This window comes from Pseudomonas sp. Marseille-QA0332, from assembly GCF_054950175.1.
In genome coordinates, this window is the sequence record NZ_CM143106.1 from 4,314,917 (window position 1) to 4,336,303 (window position 21,387).

A 21,387-nucleotide genomic window follows, 5' to 3' on the forward strand; every position below is an offset into this window, starting at 1 on the left:
CAGGCGGAGCCACGATTGTCTGGCCGCGATATTCCACGAAGTGTTCCTGTTTGCAGGAATCTTCCTTTTCTTCGGGCATGAAGGACGCAATGGCTTGTCGGTCGCGTATCATGGGCGCCCTGTCGGCAACCCAGGACCGCTTGCAATGCTCGCCCTTCTCATCCAGACGCTGAACATCACGGCCCCGGTCTTCGCCATGTTGTTCATGGGCGTGCTGCTAAAGCGCATCCGGCTGATCGACGATCATTTCAACCAGGTCGCCTCGGCATTGGTGTTCAACGTCTGCATGCCGGCGCTGCTGTTTCTGGGCATCTATCACGCCGACCTATCCAGCGCGGTCAAGCCAGGGGTCTTGCTGTATTTCGTGGCCATTACCCTGGCCAGCTTCGCCGTGGCCTGGGGCCTGGCGATCTGGCGCTGCCCGCGTGCCGATCGGGGCGTCTATGCCCAAGGCGCGTTTCGCGGCAACAACGGCGTGATCGGCCTGGCCCTGGCGGCAAGCCTGTATGGCGACTACGGCATCTCCCTCGGCGCGGTGCTGGCCGGGTTGGTCATCCTCTTGTACAACTCGCTTTCCGTGGTGGTGCTGGCGGTCTATAGCCCGAGCTTGAAATCCGACCCCTGGAGCATCTGCAAGAGCATCGTTCGCAATCCGCTGATCCTCAGCGTGCTGGTAGCCGTGCCGATGGCCTATGGCCAGGTGCGCCTGCCCAACTGGCTGCTGACCTCCGGCGACTACCTGGCGCAGATGACCTTGCCGCTGGCGCTGATGTGCATCGGCGGCACCCTTTCGCTGGCGGCACTGCGTGCCAGCGGCCGGCTGGCAGTCGATGCCAGCCTGGCGAAGATGATCTGGTTGCCGCTGATCGGCACCCTGGGTGCCTGGCTCCTGGGGTTCCGGGGCACCGAGCTGGGCATCCTGTTCCTCTATGTCGGCAGCCCGACGGCGGCGGCCAGCTACGTCATGGCCCGCGCCGCGGGCGGCAACCACGAACTGGCCGCCTCGATCATCGTGATCACCACGCTGCTGGCGGCCATCACCACGAACATCGGCATATTCGTCCTGCAGTGGGGCGGGTGGATCTAGGTTTTGTACGAAAAGTCGCCGAGCGGCGATCAGGCGAGGCGAAACAGGCGAGGAACGGCCGGGGTCGCGCTCGACTTACTGGTTGTAAATGAGCATTCCGAGCCTGTTTCAACGTAGCCTGATCGTCGCGCAAACACTTTTCGTACAAAGCCTAGCAGCGCCGACAACGACAATGACCACGCCTCCTGAACTGAGGACCCTTCATGCAAGACCAGCATACCCCTGAGCGTTTGCAGCGCGGGCTGAAAAATCGCCACATCCAGTTGATCGCACTGGGCGGTGCCATTGGCACCGGATTGTTCCTCGGCATCGCGCAGACCATCCAGCTCGCCGGCCCCTCGGTATTGCTGGGCTATGCCATTGCCGGCCTGATGGCCTTCTTCATAATGCGCCAGCTCGGCGAGATGGTGGTCGAGGAGCCGGTAGCCGGCAGTTTCAGCCACTTCGCCCATCGTTACTGGAGTGAATTCGCCGGGTTCGTGTCCGGCTGGAACTACTGGGTGGTCTATGTCCTGGTCGGCATGGCCGAGCTGACCGCCGTGGGTATCTACGTCCAGTATTGGTGGCCGGACTTCCCGACCTGGGCCACCGCGGCGATCTTCTTCGTGGTCATCAACCTCATCAACCTGACCCAGGTGAAGGTATACGGCGAGCTGGAATTCTGGTTCGCCCTGATCAAGGTGGTCGCCATCGTCAGCATGATCGGCTTCGGTGCCTGGCTGCTCGCCAGTGGCAACGGCGGGGCGGATGCCAGCGTGGCCAATCTCTGGCAATACGGCGGCTTCTTCCCCAACGGTGTGACCGGCCTGGTCATGGCCTTGGCGGTGATCATGTTCTCGTTCGGTGGCCTGGAACTGGTGGGCATCACCGCTGCCGAAGCGGACAACCCACGGCAGAGCATTCCCAAGGCCACCAACCAGGTGGTCTATCGCATCCTGATCTTCTACATCGGTGCCCTTGCGGTTCTGCTGGCCCTGTATCCCTGGCAGAAGGTGGTTCAAGGCGGCAGTCCGTTCGTAATGATCTTCCACGAACTCGACAGCGACCTGGTGGCCACGGTGCTCAACGTCGTCGTGCTCACCGCGGCCTTGTCGGTGTACAACAGCTGCGTCTACAGCAACAGTCGGATGCTCTTTGGCCTGGCCAGCCAGGGCGATGCGCCCCGGGTGCTGCTCAAGGTCAATCGTCGCGGCGTGCCGCTGGTGGCATTGGGCGTGTCGGCGTTCGCCACGGGGCTGTGCGTAGTCATCAACTACCTGATGCCTGGCGAGGCGTTCGGCCTGCTGATGGCGCTGGCGGTGTCCGCGCTGGTCATCAACTGGGCGAGCATCAGCATCACCCACCTGAAGTTCCGCAAGGCCAAACTGGCTGCCGGGCAAACCCCGTTCTATCGCAGCTGGGGCTCGCCGTTCACCAACTACCTGTGTCTCGCCTTCATCGTGCTGATCCTGGTGGTCATGTACCTGACACCGCCCATCCGCATCTCGGTGATGCTGATTCCCGCCTGGATCCTCGTGCTCGGCGTGGCCTTCCGCCTGAAGAAGCGCAGGCAGCCTGCATAGGCCGCCGCCGGGGACGCCGGGCCGGCCGCATTGGCCCGCACGGCGCGTCCGGCATCCGCGAGACGACTACCGTTCCCGTCTCGCTGGCCCGGCTGCTCCCACAGCCGATGGCCGTGCTTCTAGCAGCATCTGTGGCTGTTTGCAGGCTGCGGCGCCTCATCAATGCTGGCGCCACCAGGCTCGCACGGTGGTATACAGCAGCGAAACCGCCAGCAGCGGTAGCACGTAGAACAGCATGAGCCGCTCCAGTCGACCAGCCAGGGGCATGCCAAAGGTGAATGCCAGCACATGCACGCCATAGGCGAAATACAGGCACAGCAGCACCAGGCCTTCGGCGCGCGTGATGCGATAGCCCGAGTAGAAGACCGGTAGGCTCAATGCCGCCACCCCAAGCATTATTGGCAAGTCGAATTCCAAAGCGTTCGGCGATATCGACAGCGGCTCTGGAGCAATCACGGCGGTCAGGCCAAGCACCGCCAGCAGGTTGAACAGGTTGCTGCCAATCACCGTGCCGACCGCGATGTCGCGTTCGCCACGCAGCGCCGCGACCAATGCCGCGGCCAGTTCCGGCAAGGACGTGCAGATCGCGACCACGGTCAGGCCAATGATTCGCTCGGACAGCCCCAACTCCATGGCGACCTCCACGGCGGCCTCCAGCAGCAGGTGGCCAGCCGCGCCGAGCAGGCCGAGGCCAAGCAGGACTTGCAGGCAGGTGATCGACCAGAAATGCGCGGGGCGAGCACCGGCCGCAGCCGGAGCGGGGTAGGTGCGGGCATAATGGCGTGACTGGTGCCAGAGCATGCCCAGGTAGCCTGCCAGGCCAAGCAACAGCAGCAGCCCTTCCAGCCGACCGAGTTGGCCACCGGCGGCGAGCAGCGCCACCAAGGCGCTCGCACCGATCATCAGGGGGATGTCCAGGCGCACCAGCTGGCGGGACACGCGCAGCGGAATGATCAATGCGGCAAGGCCGAGAACGACCAGCACATTGAAGATGTTGCTGCCGATCACGCTGCCTACCGCGATGTCCGGCGCACCCTGATAGGCCGCCTGCAGGCTCACGGCCATCTGTGGCGCCGTGCTGCCGAAGGCGACCAGGCTCAGGCCAATCACCAGTGGTCGCACATGCAGCCGTACGGCAAGACGCACGGCCGCACGCACCAGCAGCTCGGCGCCGAGCACCAGGAACACCAGGCCGAAACCCAGTTGCAGCAGGCTGAAGATGGGGAGTGTGGCCAGGTTGTGAATGATCGGCGCTCCTCTGGATCAGTCGCTCAGACCTTGGACCCGGACTTGCGCGACTCCGCTACGCAGCATGCCGATGCGTTGCGCTGCCGCGCGCGACAGGTCGATCAGCCGACCGCGCCCGTGCGGGCCGCGGTCGTTGATACGGACCACCACGCTGCGCTGGTTGGCCAGGTTGGTGACACGCACCCGGCTGCCGAAGGCGAGGCTGCGATGGGCGGCGCTAAGGCCACGCGCATCGAAGGGCTCGCCACTGGCGGTGCGCTTGCCGTGATGGCGGGCGCCATACCAGGAGGCCTTGCCGGTCTGGTCGTAGCCATCGGGATCGACAGCATGCCCGGTACAGCCGGCCAGTGTTGCCGTCAATGCCAGGATGCCTAAGGAACGTCGCATGCGAAACTCCCTGTACGAATGTCATGTCCCCGGCCCGGCAGTGCAAGGCCGGGGCAGGAACACGGCCGGGTCAGCCTTCGAGCTTGGCCTTGAGCAACTGGTTGACCTGCTGCGGGTTGGCCTTGCCCTTGGAGGCCTTCATCGCCTGGCCGACGAAGAAGCCGAACATCTTGCCGCGCTTGGCCTCGTCGGCGGCGCGGTACTGCTCGACCTGTTCGGCGTTGGCTGCCAGCACTTCGTCGAGCATGCGCTCGATCGCACCCGTGTCGGTCACCTGCTTGAGGCCACGGTTCTCGATGATGCTGTCGGCGTCGCCCTCGCCGGCGGCCATGGCTTCGAACACGGCCTTGGCGATCTTGCCGCTGATGGTGTTGTCGCGGATACGCTGCAGCATGCCGCCCAATTGCGCGGCAGTGACCGGCGCCTGGTCGATTTCCACGCCCAGCTTGTTCAGCAGACTGCCCAGTTCGACCATGACCCAGTTGGCGGCGAGCTTGGCGTCGCCACCGATCTGGGCGACCTGCTCGAAGTAGTCCGCCTGCTCGCGACTCGACGCCAGCACGTTGGCATCGTAGGCCGACAGGCCGTACTGCGCCTGGAAACGCTCGACCTTCTGTTGTGGCAGCTCCGGCAGACTGGCGCGGGTCGCTTCGAGGTAGGCGTCCTCGATGACCACCGGCAGCAGGTCGGGATCGGGGAAGTAACGGTAGTCGTTGGCTTCCTCCTTGCTGCGCATGGAGCGGGTCTCGTCCTTGTTCGGGTCGTACAGGCGGGTCTCCTGGACCACCGTGCCATCGTCCTCGATCAGGTCGATCTGGCGCTGGATCTCGCTGTTGATGGCGCGCTCGATGAAGCGGAACGAGTTGACGTTCTTGATCTCGCAGCGGGTGCCGAACTCGGCCTGGCCCTTAGGCCGCACCGAGACGTTGCAGTCGCAGCGCAGCGAGCCTTCGGCCATGTTGCCATCGCAGATGCCCAGGTAGCGCACCAGCGCGTGGATGGCCTTGACGTAGGCCACGGCTTCCTTGGCGCTGCGCATGTCCGGTTCGGAAACGATCTCCAGCAGTGGCGTGCCGGCGCGGTTGAGGTCGATGCCGGTGGCGCCGTTGAAATCTTCGTGCAGGCTCTTGCCAGCGTCTTCCTCGAGGTGCGCGCGGGTGATGCCGATGCGCTTGAGCGTGCCGTCTTCCAGGGCGATGTCCAGATGGCCCTTGCCGACGATCGGCAGCTCCATCTGGCTGATCTGGTAGCCCTTGGGCAGGTCGGGGTAGAAGTAGTTCTTGCGCGCGAACACGTTGCGCTTGCCGATCTGGGCATCGATCGCCAGGCCGAACATGCACGCCATGCGCACCGCTTCCTGGTTGAGCACCGGCAGCACGCCAGGCATGCCCAGGTCGATCAGGCTGGCCTGGGTGTTGGGTTCGGAGCCGAACGTGGTGGCGCTGCCGGAGAAGATCTTCGACTGGGTGGCGAGCTGGGTATGAATCTCCAGTCCGATCACAACTTCCCATTGCATGTGTGAAATTCCTCAGAAGCCGGTAGGAGCACGGGTGTGCCAGTCGGTGACCTGCTGGTAACGGTGCGCGACATTGAGCAGGCGGCCCTCCTGGAAGTACGGGGCCAGCAGCTGCACGCCGACCGGCAGGCCGTCGACGAAGCCGGCCGGCATCGACAGGCCCGGCAGGCCCGCCAGGTTGGCGGTGATGGTGTAGACGTCCTCGAGATACGCGGCGACCGGGTCGCTGGCCTTGGCGCCGAGCTTCCAGGCCGGGTTCGGCGTGGTCGGGCCGAGGATCAGGTCGACTTCGGCGAAGGCGTTCATGAAGTCGTTCTTGATCAGGCGGCGGACCTTCTGCGCCTTGAGGTAGTAGGCGTCGTAGTAGCCGGCCGACAACGCATAGGTGCCGACCATGATGCGGCGCTGGACCTCGGCGCCGAACCCTTCGCCACGCGAACGCTTGTACAGGTCGGTGAGGTCCTTGGGGGCCTCGCAGCGATGACCGAAGCGCACGCCGTCGAAGCGCGAGAGGTTGGAGGAAGCCTCGGCCGGAGCGATCACGTAGTAGGCCGGAATCGCCTGCTGGGTGCTTGGCAGGCTGATTTCGCGAATGACCGCGCCGAGTCCTTCCAGCTCCCTGACGCTGGCCTGAACCAGGTCGGCGATGCGCGGGTCGAGGCCGGCGCCGAAGTATTCCTTCGGCAGGCCGATGTGCAAGCCTTGCAGCGGCGCGTTCAGCGTGGCGCTGTAGTCGGGCACCGGTTCGTCGATGCTGGTGGAGTCGTTGGCATCGAAGCCGGCCATGCCTTGCAGCAGCAGGGCGCAGTCTTGCGCAGTGCGGGCCATCGGGCCGCCCTGGTCGAGGCTCGAGGCATAGGCGATCATGCCCCAGCGCGAGACGCGGCCGTAGGTCGGCTTCAGGCCGGTGAGGTTGGTCAGGGCGGCGGGCTGGCGAATCGAGCCGCCGGTGTCGCTGCCGGTGCTGACCGGGACAAGGCGCGCGGCGACTGCCGCGGCCGAGCCGCCGGACGAACCGCCGGGCACGTGTTCCAGGTTCCAGGGATTCTTCACCGCACCGTAGTGGCTCGACTCGTTGGCCGAGCCCATGGCGAACTCGTCCATGTTGGTCTTGCCGAGGGTCACCATGCCGGCATCGGCCAGGCGCGCGACCACCGTGGCGTCATAGGGCGCCGCGAAGTTGTCGAGCATCCGCGAGCCGCAGCTGGTGCGGATGCCGCGGGTACAGAACAGGTCCTTGTGAGCGATCGGCGCGCCGAGCAGGACGCCTGACTCGCCGGCGGCGCGGCGGGCATCGGCGGCGCGCGCCTGCTCCAGGGCCTGGGCCTCGGTGATGCTGATGAAGCTGTTGAGCTGGGGATCGAGCGACTTGATGCGCGCCAGTAGCGCGCCGGTCAGCTCTTCGGAGGAAAACGACTTGTCGGCGAGTCCGCGGGCGATCTCGGCCAGTGTCAGTTGATGCATGGCGGCTACTATCCCTTACTCGATGACTTTTGGAACCAGGTACAGACCATTCTCGGTCGCCGGAGCGACGGCCTGGTAGGCTTCGCGCTGGTTGTGCTCGGTGACCTGGTCGGGGCGCAGGCGCTGGCTGACCTCGAGCGGGTGGGCCAGAGGTTCGATACCTTGGGTGTCGACGGCCTGCATCTGGTCGACCAGCCCCAGAATACTGTTCAAGGCATCGGTGATGCGCGGCAGCTCGCCTTCATTCAGGCCCAGGCGGGCCAGATGGGCGATCTTTTCCACGTCGGAGCGTTGAAGCGCCATGGGATCTCCAGGGGAAGCGAAAAACGGAAGTGTCAGCAGCAAGGAACATGGCGGGACTTTGACGGTCCAACGGCCGCGATCATCTGCTGGCGTGCTCGGAAAAACTGCCAATTTAACATATTGGCGCCTTGCCCAAAATCCCCGCCATTGTTAGAGTTTGCCGCACTTTTTTACCCACGCTTTGCCTAGGGTCACTTTCCCATGTTCAAGAAACTGCGTGGCATGTTTTCCAGCGATCTGTCCATCGATCTGGGGACTGCCAACACCCTTATCTACGTGCGTGAGCGCGGTATCGTCCTGAATGAGCCCTCGGTCGTTGCCATCCGTACCCATGGCAACCAGAAAAGTGTCGTGGCAGTAGGTACCGAAGCCAAGCGCATGCTGGGTCGCACCCCCGGCAACATCGCTGCCATTCGTCCGATGAAGGACGGCGTGATCGCCGACTTCAGCGTTTGTGAAAAAATGTTGCAGTATTTCATCAACAAGGTCCACGAAAACAGTTTCCTGCAGCCCAGCCCGCGCGTGCTGATCTGCGTACCCTGCAAGTCCACCCAGGTGGAGCGCCGGGCCATTCGCGAGTCGGCGCTGGGCGCCGGGGCGCGTGAGGTGTTCCTGATCGAGGAGCCCATGGCGGCAGCCATCGGTGCCGGCCTGCCGGTCGAGGAAGCACGTGGCTCGATGGTCGTCGATATCGGTGGCGGCACTACCGAGATCGCGCTGATTTCCCTCAACGGCGTGGTCTACGCCGAATCCGTCCGGGTTGGCGGCGACCGCTTCGACGAGGCCATCGTGACCTATGTCCGGCGCAACTACGGCAGCCTGATCGGCGAATCCACCGCCGAGCGCATCAAGCAGGAAATCGGTACCGCCTATCCCGGTGGCGAGGTGCGTGAAGTCGACGTGCGCGGACGCAACCTGGCCGAAGGCGTGCCGCGTGCCTTCACCCTCAATTCCAACGAAGTGCTCGAAGCCTTGCAGGAGTCCCTGGCGACCATCGTCCAGGCGGTCAAGAGCGCGCTGGAGCAGTCGCCGCCGGAGCTGGCCTCCGACATCGCCGAGCGGGGCCTGGTACTGACCGGTGGCGGCGCGCTGCTGCGTGACCTGGACAAGCTGCTGGCCCAGGAAACCGGATTACCGGTGATCGTCGCCGAGGACCCGCTGACCTGTGTCGCCCGTGGCGGTGGCCGTGCGCTGGAAATGATGGACAAGCACGCGATGGACCTGCTCTCGAGCGAGTGATGCGGTCGCCGTAGCCTGGCCTCGCGGTTTACAGGTGGCTCGGGCGATGCTACCTGTATGCGCTTTGCTGGCGCCTGGCAGGCGCCGTTTTCGTCAATCCGCAGCAGGCTGGTACGTCGCCCATGCTCAATGACCTCCTGAATCGTCGTCCACGAGGAACGGCCCATTAAACCGCTTTTCACCAAGGGCCCTTCGCTGGGCGTCCGTCTGCTGGTACTGGTCGTGCTGTCGATCGCCTTGATGGTGATCGATGCCCGCTTTGCCTTGCTCAAGCCGGTACGCAGCCAGATGGGGCTGGTACTGATGGAATCCTACTGGATCACCGACCTGCCCCAACGGGTGTGGCAGGGCGTGGCCGGGCAGTTCGGCAGCCGCACCGAACTGATCGCCGAGAACGAGAAACTCAAGACCGAGGCTTTGCTCTTGCAAGGGCGCCTGCAGAAGCTGGCGGCCCTGACCGAGCAGAACGTGCGCCTGCGCGAGCTGCTCAATTCCTCGGCGCTGGTCAACGAAAAGGTCGAGGTGGCCGAGCTGATCGGGGTGGACCCCAATCCGTTCACCCACCGTATCCTGATCAACAAGGGCGAGCGTGACGGTGTGTTCCTCGGCCAGCCGGTGCTCGATGCCAGAGGCCTGATGGGCCAGGTCGTCGAACTGATGCCCTACACCTCGCGCGTGCTGCTGCTGACCGACACGACCCACAGCATCCCGGTGCAGGTCAACCGCAACGGCCTGCGCGCCATCGCCAGTGGTACCGGCAACCCCGAGCGCCTGGAACTGCGCCATGTGGCCGACACCGCAGACGTGAAGGAAGGCGACCTGCTGGTCAGCTCCGGCATGGGCCAGCGCTTTCCGGCCGGCTATCCGGTGGCGACGGTCAGCGAAGTGGTCCACGATTCCGGCCAGCCGTTCGCCATCGTTCGGGCCATTCCCACCGCGGCGCTCAACCGTAGTCGCTACATGTTGCTGGTGTTCACCGACAGCCGCACCCCCGAGGAGCGCGCCAACGAAGCGGCGATGGCCCAGGAAGCGGCCGATCGCCAGCGCTCGGTGGCACCCGCCAACGGCCAGGCCCCGGCCGCCAGCCAGCAGGATGCCACGCCCGCGCCGCCCACGCCGACCGTGCCGGCCACCTCACCGGCCGCGCAGCCAGGCGACAGCGCGCCCGTCACGCCGGCCAGCACTGCGCCGGCCAGCCCTCCTGCCGCCGTCCCGGCGCCGACCCTACCCCGGAGAGACTGATGGCCAGCGCTCGCAGCAAGAATGGCTGGGTGATCTGGCTGACCTTCGTGGTCGGCCTGTTGTTCAGCGTGTCCCCCATGCCTCCTTTCATGGAGATCTTCCGGCCCATGTGGCTGGCCCTGTTGCTGTCTTTCTGGGCGCTGGCCGTGCCGCACAAGATCGGCATGACCACGGCGTTCGTGCTGGGCCTGGCAGAAGACGTGCTCTACGGCACGCTGCTGGGGCAGAATGCCCTGGTGCTGACCTTGATCACGTTCCTGGTGATGTCGCTGCAGCAGCGCCTGCGCATGTTTCCCATGTGGCAGCAGAGCCTGGTCATCCTGGTGATCTTCGGCATCGCCCAGCTGGTCCAGCTGTGGCTCAGCGCGCTGACCGGCAATCGCCTGCCGACGCTGGCCCTGGTCTGGTCGGCGGTGATCAGCGCCTTGCTCTGGCCATGGATAAGCTTCGCCTTGCGTGATCTGCGCAAACGGCTGGGCATCAACTGAACGCTTGCCGGACCGACAGGGAGACGGCCTCATGAACAGACTGTACCTGGCTTCCGGTTCTCCCCGCCGACGCGAACTGCTGGCTCAGATCGGCGTGCCGCTGTCGGTCATCGGCGCCGCGGTGGACGAATCGGTACTCGCGGGCGAAGCGCCTTCGGCCTATGTCGAACGCCTGGCCCGGGCCAAGGCTGCCGCCGGCCTGGCCGGCCTGGCGCATCCTGGCGTGGTGCTCGGTGCCGATACCAGCGTGGTGCTCGATGGCGCCATTCTCGGCAAGCCCGATGGCCAGGCCCATGCGCTGGCGATGCTGGCCAGCCTGTCGGGGCGCGAGCACCAGGTGCTCACCGCGGTCGCAGTCACCGATGGGCAGCGTTGCGAGAGCCTGTGCGTCGCCAGCCGTGTGGCGTTTCGCCTCATCGAACCGGACGAAGCCCGCCGCTACTGGGCCACTGGCGAACCGCGGGACAAGGCCGGTGGCTATGCTATCCAGGGTTTGGGCGCGGTGTTCGTCACGGCGCTGAACGGCAGCTATTCGGCGGTGGTCGGCTTGCCGCTGACCGAGACCGCCGAGCTGCTCGGGCGCTTCGGCATCGACTGCTGGCAGGACCTGTCGAGCCCGCACGAGGATCACCGCCCGCGCTAGCCGAGCCATTGGCGACCCATTCTTCCAAGACCTTACGAGAAACTGCCATGAGTGAAGAGATCCTCATCAACATCACCCCGATGGAGTCACGCGTGGCGGTAGTCGAGAACGGTGTCCTGCAGGAGGTGCATGTCGAGCGCACCCAGCGCCGGGGCATCGTCGGCAACATCTACAAAGGCAAGGTCGTGCGCGTGCTGCCAGGCATGCAGGCGGCCTTCGTCGATATCGGCCTGGAGCGCGCCGCCTTCATCCACGCTTCGGAGATTTCCCAGCGCGAAGGCTCCGCGGTGGAGAGCATCAGTGCCCTGGTGCACGAGGGCCAGGCCCTGGTCGTGCAGGTCACCAAGGATCCGATAGGCACCAAGGGCGCCCGGCTGACCACCCAGTTGTCGATTCCCTCGCGCTACCTGGTGTACATGCCGCGCAGCAGCCATGTGGGCATCTCGCTCAAGATCGAGGACGAGGCCGAGCGTGAACGGCTCAAGCGCGTGGTGAGCGATTGCATGGCCGAAGAAGACATGAAGGGCGCCGGCGGCTTCATCCTGCGCACCGCCGCCGAGGGCGCGCGTGCCGAGGATATCCTGCAGGACATCCGCTACCTGCGGCGGTTGTGGGAACAGATCGGCATGCAGATCAAGTCCTGTGGTGCGCCTACCGTGATCTACGAGGACCTGGGCCTGGCCTTGCGAACCTTGCGCGACCTGGTCAACGCCAAGATCGAGAAGATCCGCATCGACTCGCGGGAAACCTTCCAGAGGACCACGCAGTTCGTCGGCGAGCTCATGCCAGAGATCGCCGACCGGCTGGAGCATTATCCGGGCGAACGGCCGATCTTCGACCTGTATGGCGTCGAGGATGAAATCCAGCGTGCCCTGGAGCGCAAGGTCCCGCTCAAGTCCGGTGGCTACCTGGTGGTCGACCCGGCCGAAGCCATGACCACCATCGACGTCAACACCGGCGCCTTCGTCGGCCATCGCAACCTCGAGGAAACCATCTTCAAGACCAACCTCGAGGCGGCCACCGCGATCGCCCGGCAGCTGCGCCTGCGCAACATCGGCGGGATCATCATCATCGACTTCATCGACATGGAGGACCAGGAGCATCAGCGCCAGGTGCTGCGTACCCTGGAGAAACAGCTCGAGCGCGACCATGCCAAGACCAACATCATCGGCATCACCGAGCTGGGCCTGGTGCAGATGACGCGCAAGCGCACGCGCGAGAGCCTTGAGCAGGTGCTCTGCGAACCCTGCCTGGCCTGCGCCGGCCGCGGCAAGCTCAAGACCCCGGAAACCGTCTGCTACGAAATCTTTCGGGAAATCCTGCGCGAGGCACGCGCCTACCAGGCCGAGGGCTACCGGGTGTTGGCCAACCAGAAGGTGGTCGACCGCCTGCTGGACGAGGAGTCGGGCAATGTCGCCGAGCTCGAGGCGTTCATTGGCAGGACCATCCGCTTCCAGGTCGAGTCCATGTACTCCCAGGAGCAATACGACGTGGTGCTGCTCTGAAACGCCCTGGCACCACCGGTCAGCGCGGCTGGCCGGCACGCTCCTGGCTCGCTGAGCTGGCCAGCGTCGGTGAGCGGTGCAGGCCTCATGCTCGCGCAAGCGTATCGCCAGGCCGTTCGCCCGCCGGAGGCATGCGCCCATGGAGCGTCTGATCCGCTGGCTGGGCAGCCTGACCCGCTGGGCATTGCTGTGCGCTGCACTGGTGGCGATCCTGCTGGCCGTGTATGCCAGCCTGGGCCGCTTCCTGGTCCCGCTGGTGGCGGAGTATCGAGGCGAAGTGCAGGCCAAGGCTTCGCAGGCGCTGGGCGTGCCGGTGCGCATTGGCGCCCTGCAAGGGCGCTGGAGCGGCTTGACGCCCACGCTCGATGGCCGTGACGTGGTGGTGGGCGAGGGCGAGCGGGTCCTGCACCTCGATCAGGTCAGCGTGAAACCTGACCTGTGGTCGAGCCTGCTGGCCGGCGAACCGCGCCTGGCGCGCCTGCAGCTGCGAGGACTGCGGCTTGGCCTGGAGCAGGACTCGCAAGGTGCCTGGGCGGTCCAGGGCCTGCCCCGGCGGGACGAGGCGCCACTGGATCCGGCCCAGTTGTTGCAGCGCCTGCGGCAACTGGGTCGGGTCGACGTGCTCGATAGCCAGGTCACGCTCAGGCCCTGGCAGCACGACCCGGTGACCCTCACCTATGTCGGTATCGGCCTGCAGGCTGTCGGTACCCGCCAGCGCCTGGATGCTCGCGCCACCTTGCCCGATGGCCAGCTCGTCAGCCTGAGCCTGGACGGGCAGGTCACGCCCCAAGCGTGGCGCCAGGGCAGTGTGCACGCCTACCTCGACCTGCCGCAGAGCGACTGGGCACGCTGGCTCCCGCCAGGGCTGCTGGGCCCCTGGCGGGCCGAGCGTCTGCAAGCCGGTGGCGAGCTGTGGCTCGACTGGGCCCAAGGGCAGTTGCGTCAGGGCGTGGTCCGGCTCAAGGCGCCGCAGCTGCGTGGCGCCCACGGCCAGCGTCGAGCGGTGACGCTGGACGATCTGGCGCTCTCGGCCTGGTTCCGGCAGCACGACGAAGGTGCCGAAGTGGTCGTCGACTCGCTTGCTGCACGTTTCGACGGCAAACCGTGGGAAACGCGCCTGCAGGCTCGACAGCGGATTGGCAGCGTGGCGGCCGACGAGTCCTGGCGAGTCCAGGCCGACCGCATCGAGCTGGGGCCGCTGACGCCCTGGCTCGATGCGCTGGCACCGCTGCCGGAGCACCTGCTGACCGTGGTCGATGCGCTCCAGGCCAGAGGCACGCTGCGCAATGTTCGCCTGGACATACGGCCCAAGGCGCAGGGTGATCAGCGCCTGCGTTTCGCCGCCAATCTCGAAGGGGTCGGGTTCGACGCCTATCATGGCGCGCCAGGGGCAGGCAACGTGAGCGGCAGCGTCAGCGGGGACCTTGGCCAAGGCGAGCTGCGGCTCGATAGTCAGGCGTTCATGCTGCACCTGGAACCGATCTTCGCCAAACCCTGGCATTACCAGCAAGCCAAGGCCCGGCTTACCTGGCGTCTCGACCAGCAAGGCTTCACCCTCGTCGCGCCGTACATCCGGGTCGAGGGGGAAGAGGGCAGCGTCGCGGCCGACTTCCTCATCCGCCTGCTGTTCGACGAGCGACGCGAGGACTACATGGACCTGCGCGTGGGCCTGACCCATGGCGACGGACGCTATACGGCCAAGTACCTGCCCCGTGTGCTCAGCCCGGCGGTGGACAAGTGGCTGCGCAGCGCCATCGTCAAAGGCACGGTCGATGAGGGCTATTTCCAATACCAGGGTTCGATCAACCATGGCGCCCCGGCGCACGCGCGCAGCATCAGCCTGTTCTTCAAGGTGCGTGACGCCGCGCTGGATTTCCAGCCTGGCTGGCCGCAGGTCCAGCAGGTCGATGGCAATGTCTACATCGAGGATTCAGGGGTGCGCATCGAGGCTCGCCAAGGCCAGTTGCTCGACACCCGGGTCAGCGATGTACGCGTCGAGATTCCCCATGTCGAAGGCGCACCGCATAGCCACCTGTACCTGGACGGCAAGTTCAGGGGAGGCCTGGACGACGGCCTGAAGATCCTCAAGCAAGCGCCCATCGGCACCAGCGAGCTGTTCGCTGGCTGGGAGGGCAAGGGGCCCTTGCAAGGGCGGGTCAAGCTGGACATCCCCCTGGCTTCGGGCACGCAGCCGAAGGTCAAGGTCGACTTCTCCACCCGCGACGCCCAGCTCAGGATCGTGCCGCCCAGCCTGGACCTCAGCCGCCTGGCTGGTGACTTCACCTTCGACCTCGACAAGGGCCTCAGTGGCAAGGCGATCCGACTCCAGGCCTTCGGCCGACCGGTGAACGCGCAGGCATTCGCCGAAGGCCAGCCTGGCCACATGCAGACCCGTATCGAGGCCACGGGCTCGGTCGGCCTCGCCGACCTCACCCGCTGGCTACGGTTCGACCAGGCATTGCCCGCTTCGGGCGAGCTGCCCTACCAATTGCGCGTCGAGCTGGGCAAGCGCAATCGCCTGGGCGTCGCGTCCAGCCTCAAGGGCCTGGCCATCGACCTGCCAGCGCCGTTCGGCAAGGCGGCGAACGCCACTGTCGACAGCACCTTCGGCATGACCCTGGACGGACCGCAGCGGCGTTTCGATGCACGTTACGGTGTGCTTGCCCAACTGGCTTATGCCGCGCCGGCCGAGGCACTCGACCAGGGGCGTGGCGAACTGCTGCTGGGCAACGGAACGCCGCAGTTGCCGAGCGGGCAAGGCCTGCGGGTTCGCGGCCGGCTGGAAAGGCTCGATCTGGAGCCCTGGCAGCAACAGATGACGCACCTGACGGGCCAGGACTCTGGCGGCAGTGCCCGACAACGCTTGCAAGGCGTGAACCTGAGCATCGGCCAGCTCAAGGCGTTCGGCATGGAGCTGAACCAGGCACTGGTCCGCGTCGACCGTGGCGGCGCTGGCTGGGACTTGCGCCTGGACAGCCGCGAAGTGGTGGGCAATGCGCGCGTTCCTGACGGCAAGAACAGCCCGATGGTGGTGAACCTGCGCACGTTGCGCCTGCCCGCGGCACAGCCGCCCGCCAGCCAGGCCGACGACGCGCCCGACACGCTGGCCAGTTTCGATCCACGCAAGGTACCTGCGCTGGACCTGTCCATCGACAGACTCTACCGTGGCGACGATCTCTATGGGCGCTGGGCGATGCAGCTGCGCCCCAACGCCAGGGGCGTGGCGATCAACGCCATCGACCTCGATCTCAAGGGCTTGCGCATCGCTGGCCAGGGTAGCTGGGAGGGCGCTCCTGGCGCCACCAGCAGCTGGTACAAGGGGCGCCTGCAAGGCAGCGACCTGGCCAAGGTACTGCAAGCCTGGGGTTTTGCCCCGACCGTGACCAGCCGCAGCTTCCGTCTGGATGTGGACGGTCGCTGGCCAGGCTCGCCTGCCTGGGTCGGCCTCGAACGCTTTTCCGGAAACCTCGATGCATCGCTGCGCAACGGCCAGTTCGTCGAAGTCGAGGGTGGCGCACAAGCCTTGAGGATCTTCGGCCTGCTCAATTTCAATGCCATCGGGCGGCGGCTGCGCCTGGACTTTTCCGATCTGTTCGGCAAAGGTCTGGCCTATGACCGGGTCAAGGGCCTGCTGGTGGCCAGCAACGGCGTCTACGTGACCCGCGAGCCGATCGCGATGACCGGCCCGTCCAGCAATGTCGAACTCGACGGCACGCTGGACCTGTTACGCGACCGCGTGGCCGCCAACCTGCAGGTAGCCCTGCCCGTGACCAACAACCTGCCGCTGGCGGCCGTGCTGGTCGGCGCGCCAGCCGTGGGTGGGGCGCTGTTTTTGGTCGATCGGTTGATCGGTGACCGCATTTCCCGCTACGCCAGCGTGCACTATCGGGTCGAGGGCCCGTTGAAAGAGCCTAGAATCAACTTTGTGAAACCTTTCGACAAATCGTCCCGGGAGCGTCGATGAAAGCAGCGGTGATCCAGATGGTCAGCCAGGACGATGTGCGCGCCAACCTGGCGCGGGCGCGGGCGCTTCTGGAGCAGGCAGCAGAGCAAGGAGCGCGCCTTGCCGTGTTGCCGGAGAACTTCGCCGCCATGGGGCGTCGCGATGCGGCTGCCATCGGCCGGGCCGAAGCCCTTGGCGAAGGCCCGATCCTGCCATGCTTGAAACGCGCGGCCCGCGACCTCAGGTTATGGATCGTGGCGGGTACCTTGCCCTTGCCTCCGGCCGACAGGCCGCGGGACAAGGCGCGTGCCTGCTCGCTGCTGGTCGATGAGCATGGGCAGGTCGTGGCACGCTACGACAAGCTGCACCTGTTCGACGTGGACGTGGCCGATGCGCGTGGCCGCTACCGCGAATCCGACGACTATGCCCATGGCAGCCGGATCGTGGTGGCCGACACGCCGGTGGGACGGCTGGGCCTGAGCGTGTGCTACGACCTGCGTTTCCCGGAACTCTACAGCGCCTTGCGGGCTGCCGGTGCCGAACTCATCAGCGCACCCTCGGCCTTCACGGCGGTGACCGGTGCCGCGCACTGGGAAGTGCTGGTGCGTGCCCGCGCCATCGAGACCCAGTGCTACCTGCTCGCGGCCGCCCAGGGCGGCTTGCACCCGGGCCCGCGCGAGACCCATGGGCATGCGGCGATCGTCGATCCTTGGGGACGGGTCATCGCCGAGCAGGCTCGCGGCGAGGCAGTGCTGCTGGGCGAGCGTGACGAGCACGATCAGGCGTCCATCAGGACGCGAATGCCGGTGGTTTCGCACCGGCGCTTTTTCTCGCAGGACGCCTTGCGGCCTGCGCCTATTTCGGAGTGACTATGAGCCAGATGTTATCCACCGTCAGCGAGCAGCTCCTGGCCCCGGGCGGATTGACCCTGGACAGCCTGCAAGCTGTGCTGGGCGAGTTGGCCGGCCCCGGCATCGACGCCGCGGACCTGTATTTCCAAGGCCAGGTATCGGAGACCTGGGCACTGGAGGACGGGATCGTCAAGGAAGGCAGCTTCAACCTCGACCAAGGCGTGGGCGTGCGTGCTCAGTCCGGGGAAAAGACCGGCTTCGCCTACAGCAATGCCATCACGCTCGAAGCGCTGACGTCGGCCGCGCATGCCGCCCGCTCGATTTCCCGTGCCGGCCAGCAGGGCCGGGTACAGGCTTTCCGTAGCCAGGATGTCGCTGCCCTGTATGCGCCGGACAATCCCCTCGATGTATTGAGCCGGGCAGAGAAGGTCGAACTGCTCAAGCGGGTGGATGCCGCCACTCGCGCACTCGATCCGCGTATCCAGCAGGTGAGCGTAAGCATGGCCGGTGTCTGGGAGCGCATCCTGGTCGCGGCCGCCGATGGCAGCCTGGCTGCCGATGTGCGCCCCCTGGTGCGCTTCAACGTCAGCGTGATCGTCGAGCATGACGGTCGTCGTGAGCGTGGCGGGCAAGGCGGGGGCGGGCGCACGGATTACCGCTATTTCAGCGAGGAGCGGGTGATGGGCTACGCCCGCGAGGCCTTGCGCCAGGCGCTGGTCAATCTCGAGGCGGTGCCGGCCCCGGCCGGTACCCTGCCCGTGGTACTTGGCCCAGGATGGTCCGGCGTGCTGCTGCACGAAGCGGTCGGCCATGGTCTGGAAGGCGACTTCAATCGCAAGGGTAGCTCGGCCTATAGTGGTCAGATCGGACAGAAGGTCGCCTCGAGCCTGTGCACCATCGTCGACGACGGTACCCTGCAAGGGCGCCGTGGCTCCTTGAGCGTCGATGACGAAGGGACGCCCACCGAATGCACCACGCTGATCGAAAACGGCATCCTCAAGGGCTACATGCAGGACAAGCTCAATGCGCGCCTGATGGGCATGGCGGTGACCGGCAATGGCCGTCGTGAATCCTATGCGCACCTGCCCATGCCGCGCATGACCAACACCTACATGCGTGCCGGCGACAGCGACCCCGAGGAAATCATCGCATCGGTGAAGAAAGGCCTGTATTGCGCCAACCTTGGTGGCGGCCAGGTCGATATCACCAGTGGCAAGTTCGTTTTCTCGACCAGCGAAGCGTACCTGATCGAGGACGGCAGGATCACCGCCCCGGTCAAGGGCGCGACCTTGATCGGCAACGGTCCCGAGGCGATGAGCCGAGTCTCGATGGTCGGCAATGACCTGGCCCTGGACAGTGGCGTGGGCACTTGCGGCAAGGATGGACAATCGGTGCCGGTTGGCGTCGGTCAGCCGACCTTGAAGCTGGACGCCATCACCGTCGGCGGCACCGGCGCGTGAGAGGAGCGGCCACGGGGCCGGCACGCGCTGGCGCAGCGATGCCGGCGCGTGCCGGTCTGGCCTGGCTCAGCGCAGGCCGCGCTGCGTCTCGTCGAGCTCGCGGATGTACTTGAAGACCTTGCGCGCGGCGGCAGGCGGCTTGTCGCGCGCCTTTTCGTGCTGCGCATGGCGGATCAGCGAGCGCAGGTGCTGGCGGTCGGCCTCGGGATATTCGTTGACGAAGCGCTCCAGGTCTTCGTCGTTGCCGTCGACCAGCCGGTCGCGCCAGCGTTCCAGGGCATGGAAGCGCTCGTTGTATTCGCGCGTGGAGGTGTCGAGCTGGTCGATCACCGAAGTGATGGCCTCGATGTCCTGGTCGCGCATCAGCTTGCCGATGAACGACAGATGACGTTTGCGAGCGATGTGCGCGGTGTGCTTGCTGGCTTCGGCCAAGGCCTTGCGCAGGGCATCGGTGAGCGGCAGGCGCGCCAGGGTATCGGGCTTGAGCGTGGTGAGACGCTCGCCGAGTTCGACCAGGGCGTGCAGTTCACGCTTGATCTGGGTCTTGCTTTTTTCGCCGTCGAAGGCGTCGTCGTATGAATCAACCATGGTGGCAGTCCGCTGGAAAACGCCGCCATGATAACCACTCGGGGGCCGCTTGTCCGGCCCGGTCGGTCGATGACCCATGCCGAACACAGAATTAGTGGGAGAGAACCATGAGCGCAGTCCAGAGCATAGGCCCGCAGGACCTGCCAGCGTTGCAGGATCAGGTCGAACAGATCGTCGCCGAAGCGCGCCGCCAGGGCGCCAGCGCCTGCGAGGTGGCCGTTTCGCTGGAGCAGGGGCTGTCCACCACGGTGCGCCAGCGCGAGGTGGAGACCGTCGAGTTCAACCGCGACCAGGGTTTCGGCATCACCCTCTACGTCGGCCAGCGCAAAGGCTCGGCCAGTACCTCGGCCAGCGGTCCGCAAGCCATTCGCGAAACCGTGGCCGCTGCCCTGGCGATCGCCCGGCATACATCCGAGGACGAATGCGCCGGCCTGGCCGATGCGGCCCTGATGGCCAGCGAGATTCCCCAGCTCGATCTCTATCATGACTGGGGCATCGCGCCGGAGAAGGCCATCGAGATGGCCCTGGAATGCGAGGCCGCGGCGTTCGATGCCGACAGCCGGATCAGCAATGCCGACGGTACCAGCCTCAATACTCATCAGGGCTGCCGCGTCTATGGCAACAGCCACGGCTTCGTCGCCGGCTATGCCTCCACCCGGCATAGCCTGAGCTGCGTGATGATCGCCGAAGGCGAAGGGCAGATGCAGCGCGACTACTGGTTCGACGTGAACCGCCAAGGCCCGTTGCTGGCCAGCCCGCGCAGCATCGGCGAACACGCAGCTCGCCGTGCCGCCAGTCGCCTGGGCGCGCGGCCGGTGCCAACCTGCGAGGTGCCGGTGCTGTTCTCTGCCGAGCTGGCGGGCGGACTGTTCGGCAGTTTCCTGGCGGCGATTTCCGGTGGCAACCTGTATCGCAAGTCTTCCTTCCTCGAAGGCGCCATCGGTCAGCGACTGTTTCCCGCCTGGCTGACCCTCGACGAACGCCCGCACCTGCCGCGCGCGCTCGCTAGCGCCGCATTCGACGGCGATGGCCTGGCCACCTATGCCAAGCCGTTCGTGCAGGATGGCGAGCTGGTTTCCTACGTTCTGGGTACCTATTCAGGGCGCAAGCTGGGCCTGCCAAGTACCGCCAACGCTGGCGGTGTGCACAACCTGTTCGTGACCCACGGCGACGAGGACCAGGCAGCGCTGATACGCCGCATGGACCGTGGGCTGCTGGTGACCGAACTGATGGGCCATGGGCTGAACATGGTTACCGGCGACTATTCGCGCGGTGCGGCGGGTTACTGGGTGGAGAATGGCGAGATCCAGTTCGCCGTCCAGGAGGTGACCATCGCCGGCAACATGAAGGACATGTTCCAGAAGATCGTGGCCATCGGCAATGACATCGAGACCAGAAGCAATATCCATACGGGTTCGGTGCTGATCGAGCGGATGACCGTCGCAGGTAGTTGAGGGGGCGCGCAACGCTCCTGAAAAAGCCACCAGCCGTGAGCGGCCGCCGTCGAGACGCCGAGCCGGCCGCGACGGATCGTGGAGCGGCAACCCTGCAAAGCGCCACCGATGGACGCTGGAAGCTCGGCCCGCGTAGGAGGCCGCCGTGCCGCGATGGCCCCCTGCGGTGGGCCGCCATTTGCCGCCGCGGCGCTCCCTCTGTCAAGCCATCATCGCGCTCTGCCGCCAGTACCACCCGAACGCTGGCAGCCACCTTCCTGCCAGGTCCTAACGCCGCTGCGCGCCCTGTCGCGGCCGGACCTGCGCCGGCATCGCCCCTGCACGACCCTCGACTCTCACATTTCCCCTGCGCTCTTGAAGTGATTACATTTATCAATTAATAATGAATATCATTACAAGGCTACCCA

17 protein-coding genes are annotated in these 21,387 nt (G+C 65.7%); 11 read left to right on the forward strand and 6 right to left on the reverse strand.

The genetic code is table 11. The annotated features are described in order from the left end of the window. The first annotated feature begins 145 nt into the window (after positions 1-145). Entirely contained in the window at positions 146-1,087 is a 942-nt protein-coding gene (locus ACY8GK_RS19905) for an AEC family transporter (RefSeq protein WP_462401875.1), read from the forward strand. A gap of 203 nt (positions 1,088-1,290) precedes the next feature. Beyond that, on the forward strand, positions 1,291-2,649 hold the full coding sequence (locus tag ACY8GK_RS19910) for an amino acid permease (protein WP_196181190.1): 1,359 nt from the start codon (positions 1,291-1,293) through the stop codon (positions 2,647-2,649). Between the two features lie 159 nt (positions 2,650-2,808). On the opposite strand, the gene ACY8GK_RS19915 is transcribed toward ACY8GK_RS19910, so the two are convergent. The 5 genes from ACY8GK_RS19915 to gatC form a co-directional block, all read right to left on the reverse strand. Further along, positions 2,809-3,837: a calcium/sodium antiporter gene (locus ACY8GK_RS19915; protein WP_462401876.1), complete on the reverse strand. Its 1,029-nt coding sequence runs from the start codon at positions 3,835-3,837 to the stop codon at positions 2,809-2,811. Between the two features lie 75 nt (positions 3,838-3,912). After that, complete coding sequence (locus ACY8GK_RS19920; RefSeq protein WP_462401877.1) at positions 3,913-4,284, reverse strand: septal ring lytic transglycosylase RlpA family protein; 372 nt, start codon at positions 4,282-4,284, stop codon at positions 3,913-3,915. Between the two features lie 70 nt (positions 4,285-4,354). Continuing rightward, positions 4,355-5,800: an Asp-tRNA(Asn)/Glu-tRNA(Gln) amidotransferase subunit GatB gene (gatB, locus tag ACY8GK_RS19925; protein WP_462401878.1), complete on the reverse strand. Its 1,446-nt coding sequence runs from the start codon at positions 5,798-5,800 to the stop codon at positions 4,355-4,357. A gap of 12 nt (positions 5,801-5,812) precedes the next feature. Beyond that, positions 5,813-7,264, reverse strand: a complete 1,452-nt coding sequence (gatA, locus tag ACY8GK_RS19930) for an Asp-tRNA(Asn)/Glu-tRNA(Gln) amidotransferase subunit GatA (protein WP_462401879.1) — start codon at positions 7,262-7,264, stop codon at positions 5,813-5,815. A gap of 15 nt (positions 7,265-7,279) precedes the next feature. Then, entirely contained in the window at positions 7,280-7,567 is a 288-nt protein-coding gene (gatC, locus tag ACY8GK_RS19935) for an Asp-tRNA(Asn)/Glu-tRNA(Gln) amidotransferase subunit GatC (RefSeq protein WP_196181182.1), read from the reverse strand. A gap of 201 nt (positions 7,568-7,768) precedes the next feature. Between gatC and mreB the strand changes: the two genes are divergently transcribed. The 8 genes from mreB to tldD all read left to right on the forward strand — a co-directional run bounded on the left by mreB (position 7,769) and on the right by tldD (position 18,938). Then, the gene (gene mreB, locus ACY8GK_RS19940; RefSeq protein ID WP_003255163.1) at positions 7,769-8,806 is read left to right on the forward strand and encodes a rod shape-determining protein MreB; all 1,038 of its coding nucleotides are present in this window, start codon (positions 7,769-7,771) and stop codon (positions 8,804-8,806) included. A 195-nt stretch (positions 8,807-9,001) separates the two neighbouring features. Beyond that, entirely contained in the window at positions 9,002-10,048 is a 1,047-nt protein-coding gene (mreC, locus tag ACY8GK_RS19945; protein ID WP_230376215.1) for a rod shape-determining protein MreC, read from the forward strand. Further along, a complete protein-coding gene (mreD, locus tag ACY8GK_RS19950; RefSeq protein WP_462401880.1) occupies positions 10,048-10,536 on the forward strand; it encodes a rod shape-determining protein MreD in 489 nt (162 codons plus the stop codon). The genes mreC and mreD overlap by 1 nt, the downstream gene beginning before the upstream one ends. A gap of 31 nt (positions 10,537-10,567) precedes the next feature. Further along, a complete protein-coding gene (locus tag ACY8GK_RS19955) occupies positions 10,568-11,179 on the forward strand; it encodes a Maf family protein (RefSeq protein ID WP_462401881.1) in 612 nt (203 codons plus the stop codon). Positions 11,180-11,226: 47 nt separating this feature from the next. After that, the gene (rng, locus tag ACY8GK_RS19960) at positions 11,227-12,684 is read left to right on the forward strand and encodes a ribonuclease G (protein WP_196181176.1); all 1,458 of its coding nucleotides are present in this window, start codon (positions 11,227-11,229) and stop codon (positions 12,682-12,684) included. A gap of 139 nt (positions 12,685-12,823) precedes the next feature. Further along, entirely contained in the window at positions 12,824-16,648 is a 3,825-nt protein-coding gene (locus ACY8GK_RS19965) for a YhdP family protein (protein WP_462401882.1), read from the forward strand. Continuing rightward, positions 16,645-17,496 carry a carbon-nitrogen hydrolase family protein gene (locus ACY8GK_RS19970; RefSeq protein WP_462401883.1) on the forward strand — a complete coding sequence of 284 codons (852 nt, stop codon included), beginning with the start codon at positions 16,645-16,647 and terminating at the stop codon, positions 17,494-17,496. The genes ACY8GK_RS19965 and ACY8GK_RS19970 overlap by 4 nt, the downstream gene beginning before the upstream one ends. Positions 17,497-17,498: 2 nt before the next feature. Then, positions 17,499-18,938 carry a metalloprotease TldD gene (gene tldD, locus ACY8GK_RS19975; protein WP_196181173.1) on the forward strand — a complete coding sequence of 480 codons (1,440 nt, stop codon included), beginning with the start codon at positions 17,499-17,501 and terminating at the stop codon, positions 18,936-18,938. A gap of 66 nt (positions 18,939-19,004) precedes the next feature. Here the strand turns inward: tldD and yjgA are convergent, their stop codons facing one another. Continuing rightward, positions 19,005-19,526, reverse strand: a complete 522-nt coding sequence (gene yjgA / locus ACY8GK_RS19980) for a ribosome biogenesis factor YjgA (RefSeq protein WP_462401884.1) — start codon at positions 19,524-19,526, stop codon at positions 19,005-19,007. A gap of 107 nt (positions 19,527-19,633) precedes the next feature. Between yjgA and pmbA the strand changes: the two genes are divergently transcribed. Beyond that, a complete protein-coding gene (pmbA, locus tag ACY8GK_RS19985) occupies positions 19,634-20,980 on the forward strand; it encodes a metalloprotease PmbA (RefSeq protein WP_196181171.1) in 1,347 nt (448 codons plus the stop codon). Positions 20,981-21,387 lie beyond the last annotated feature (407 nt).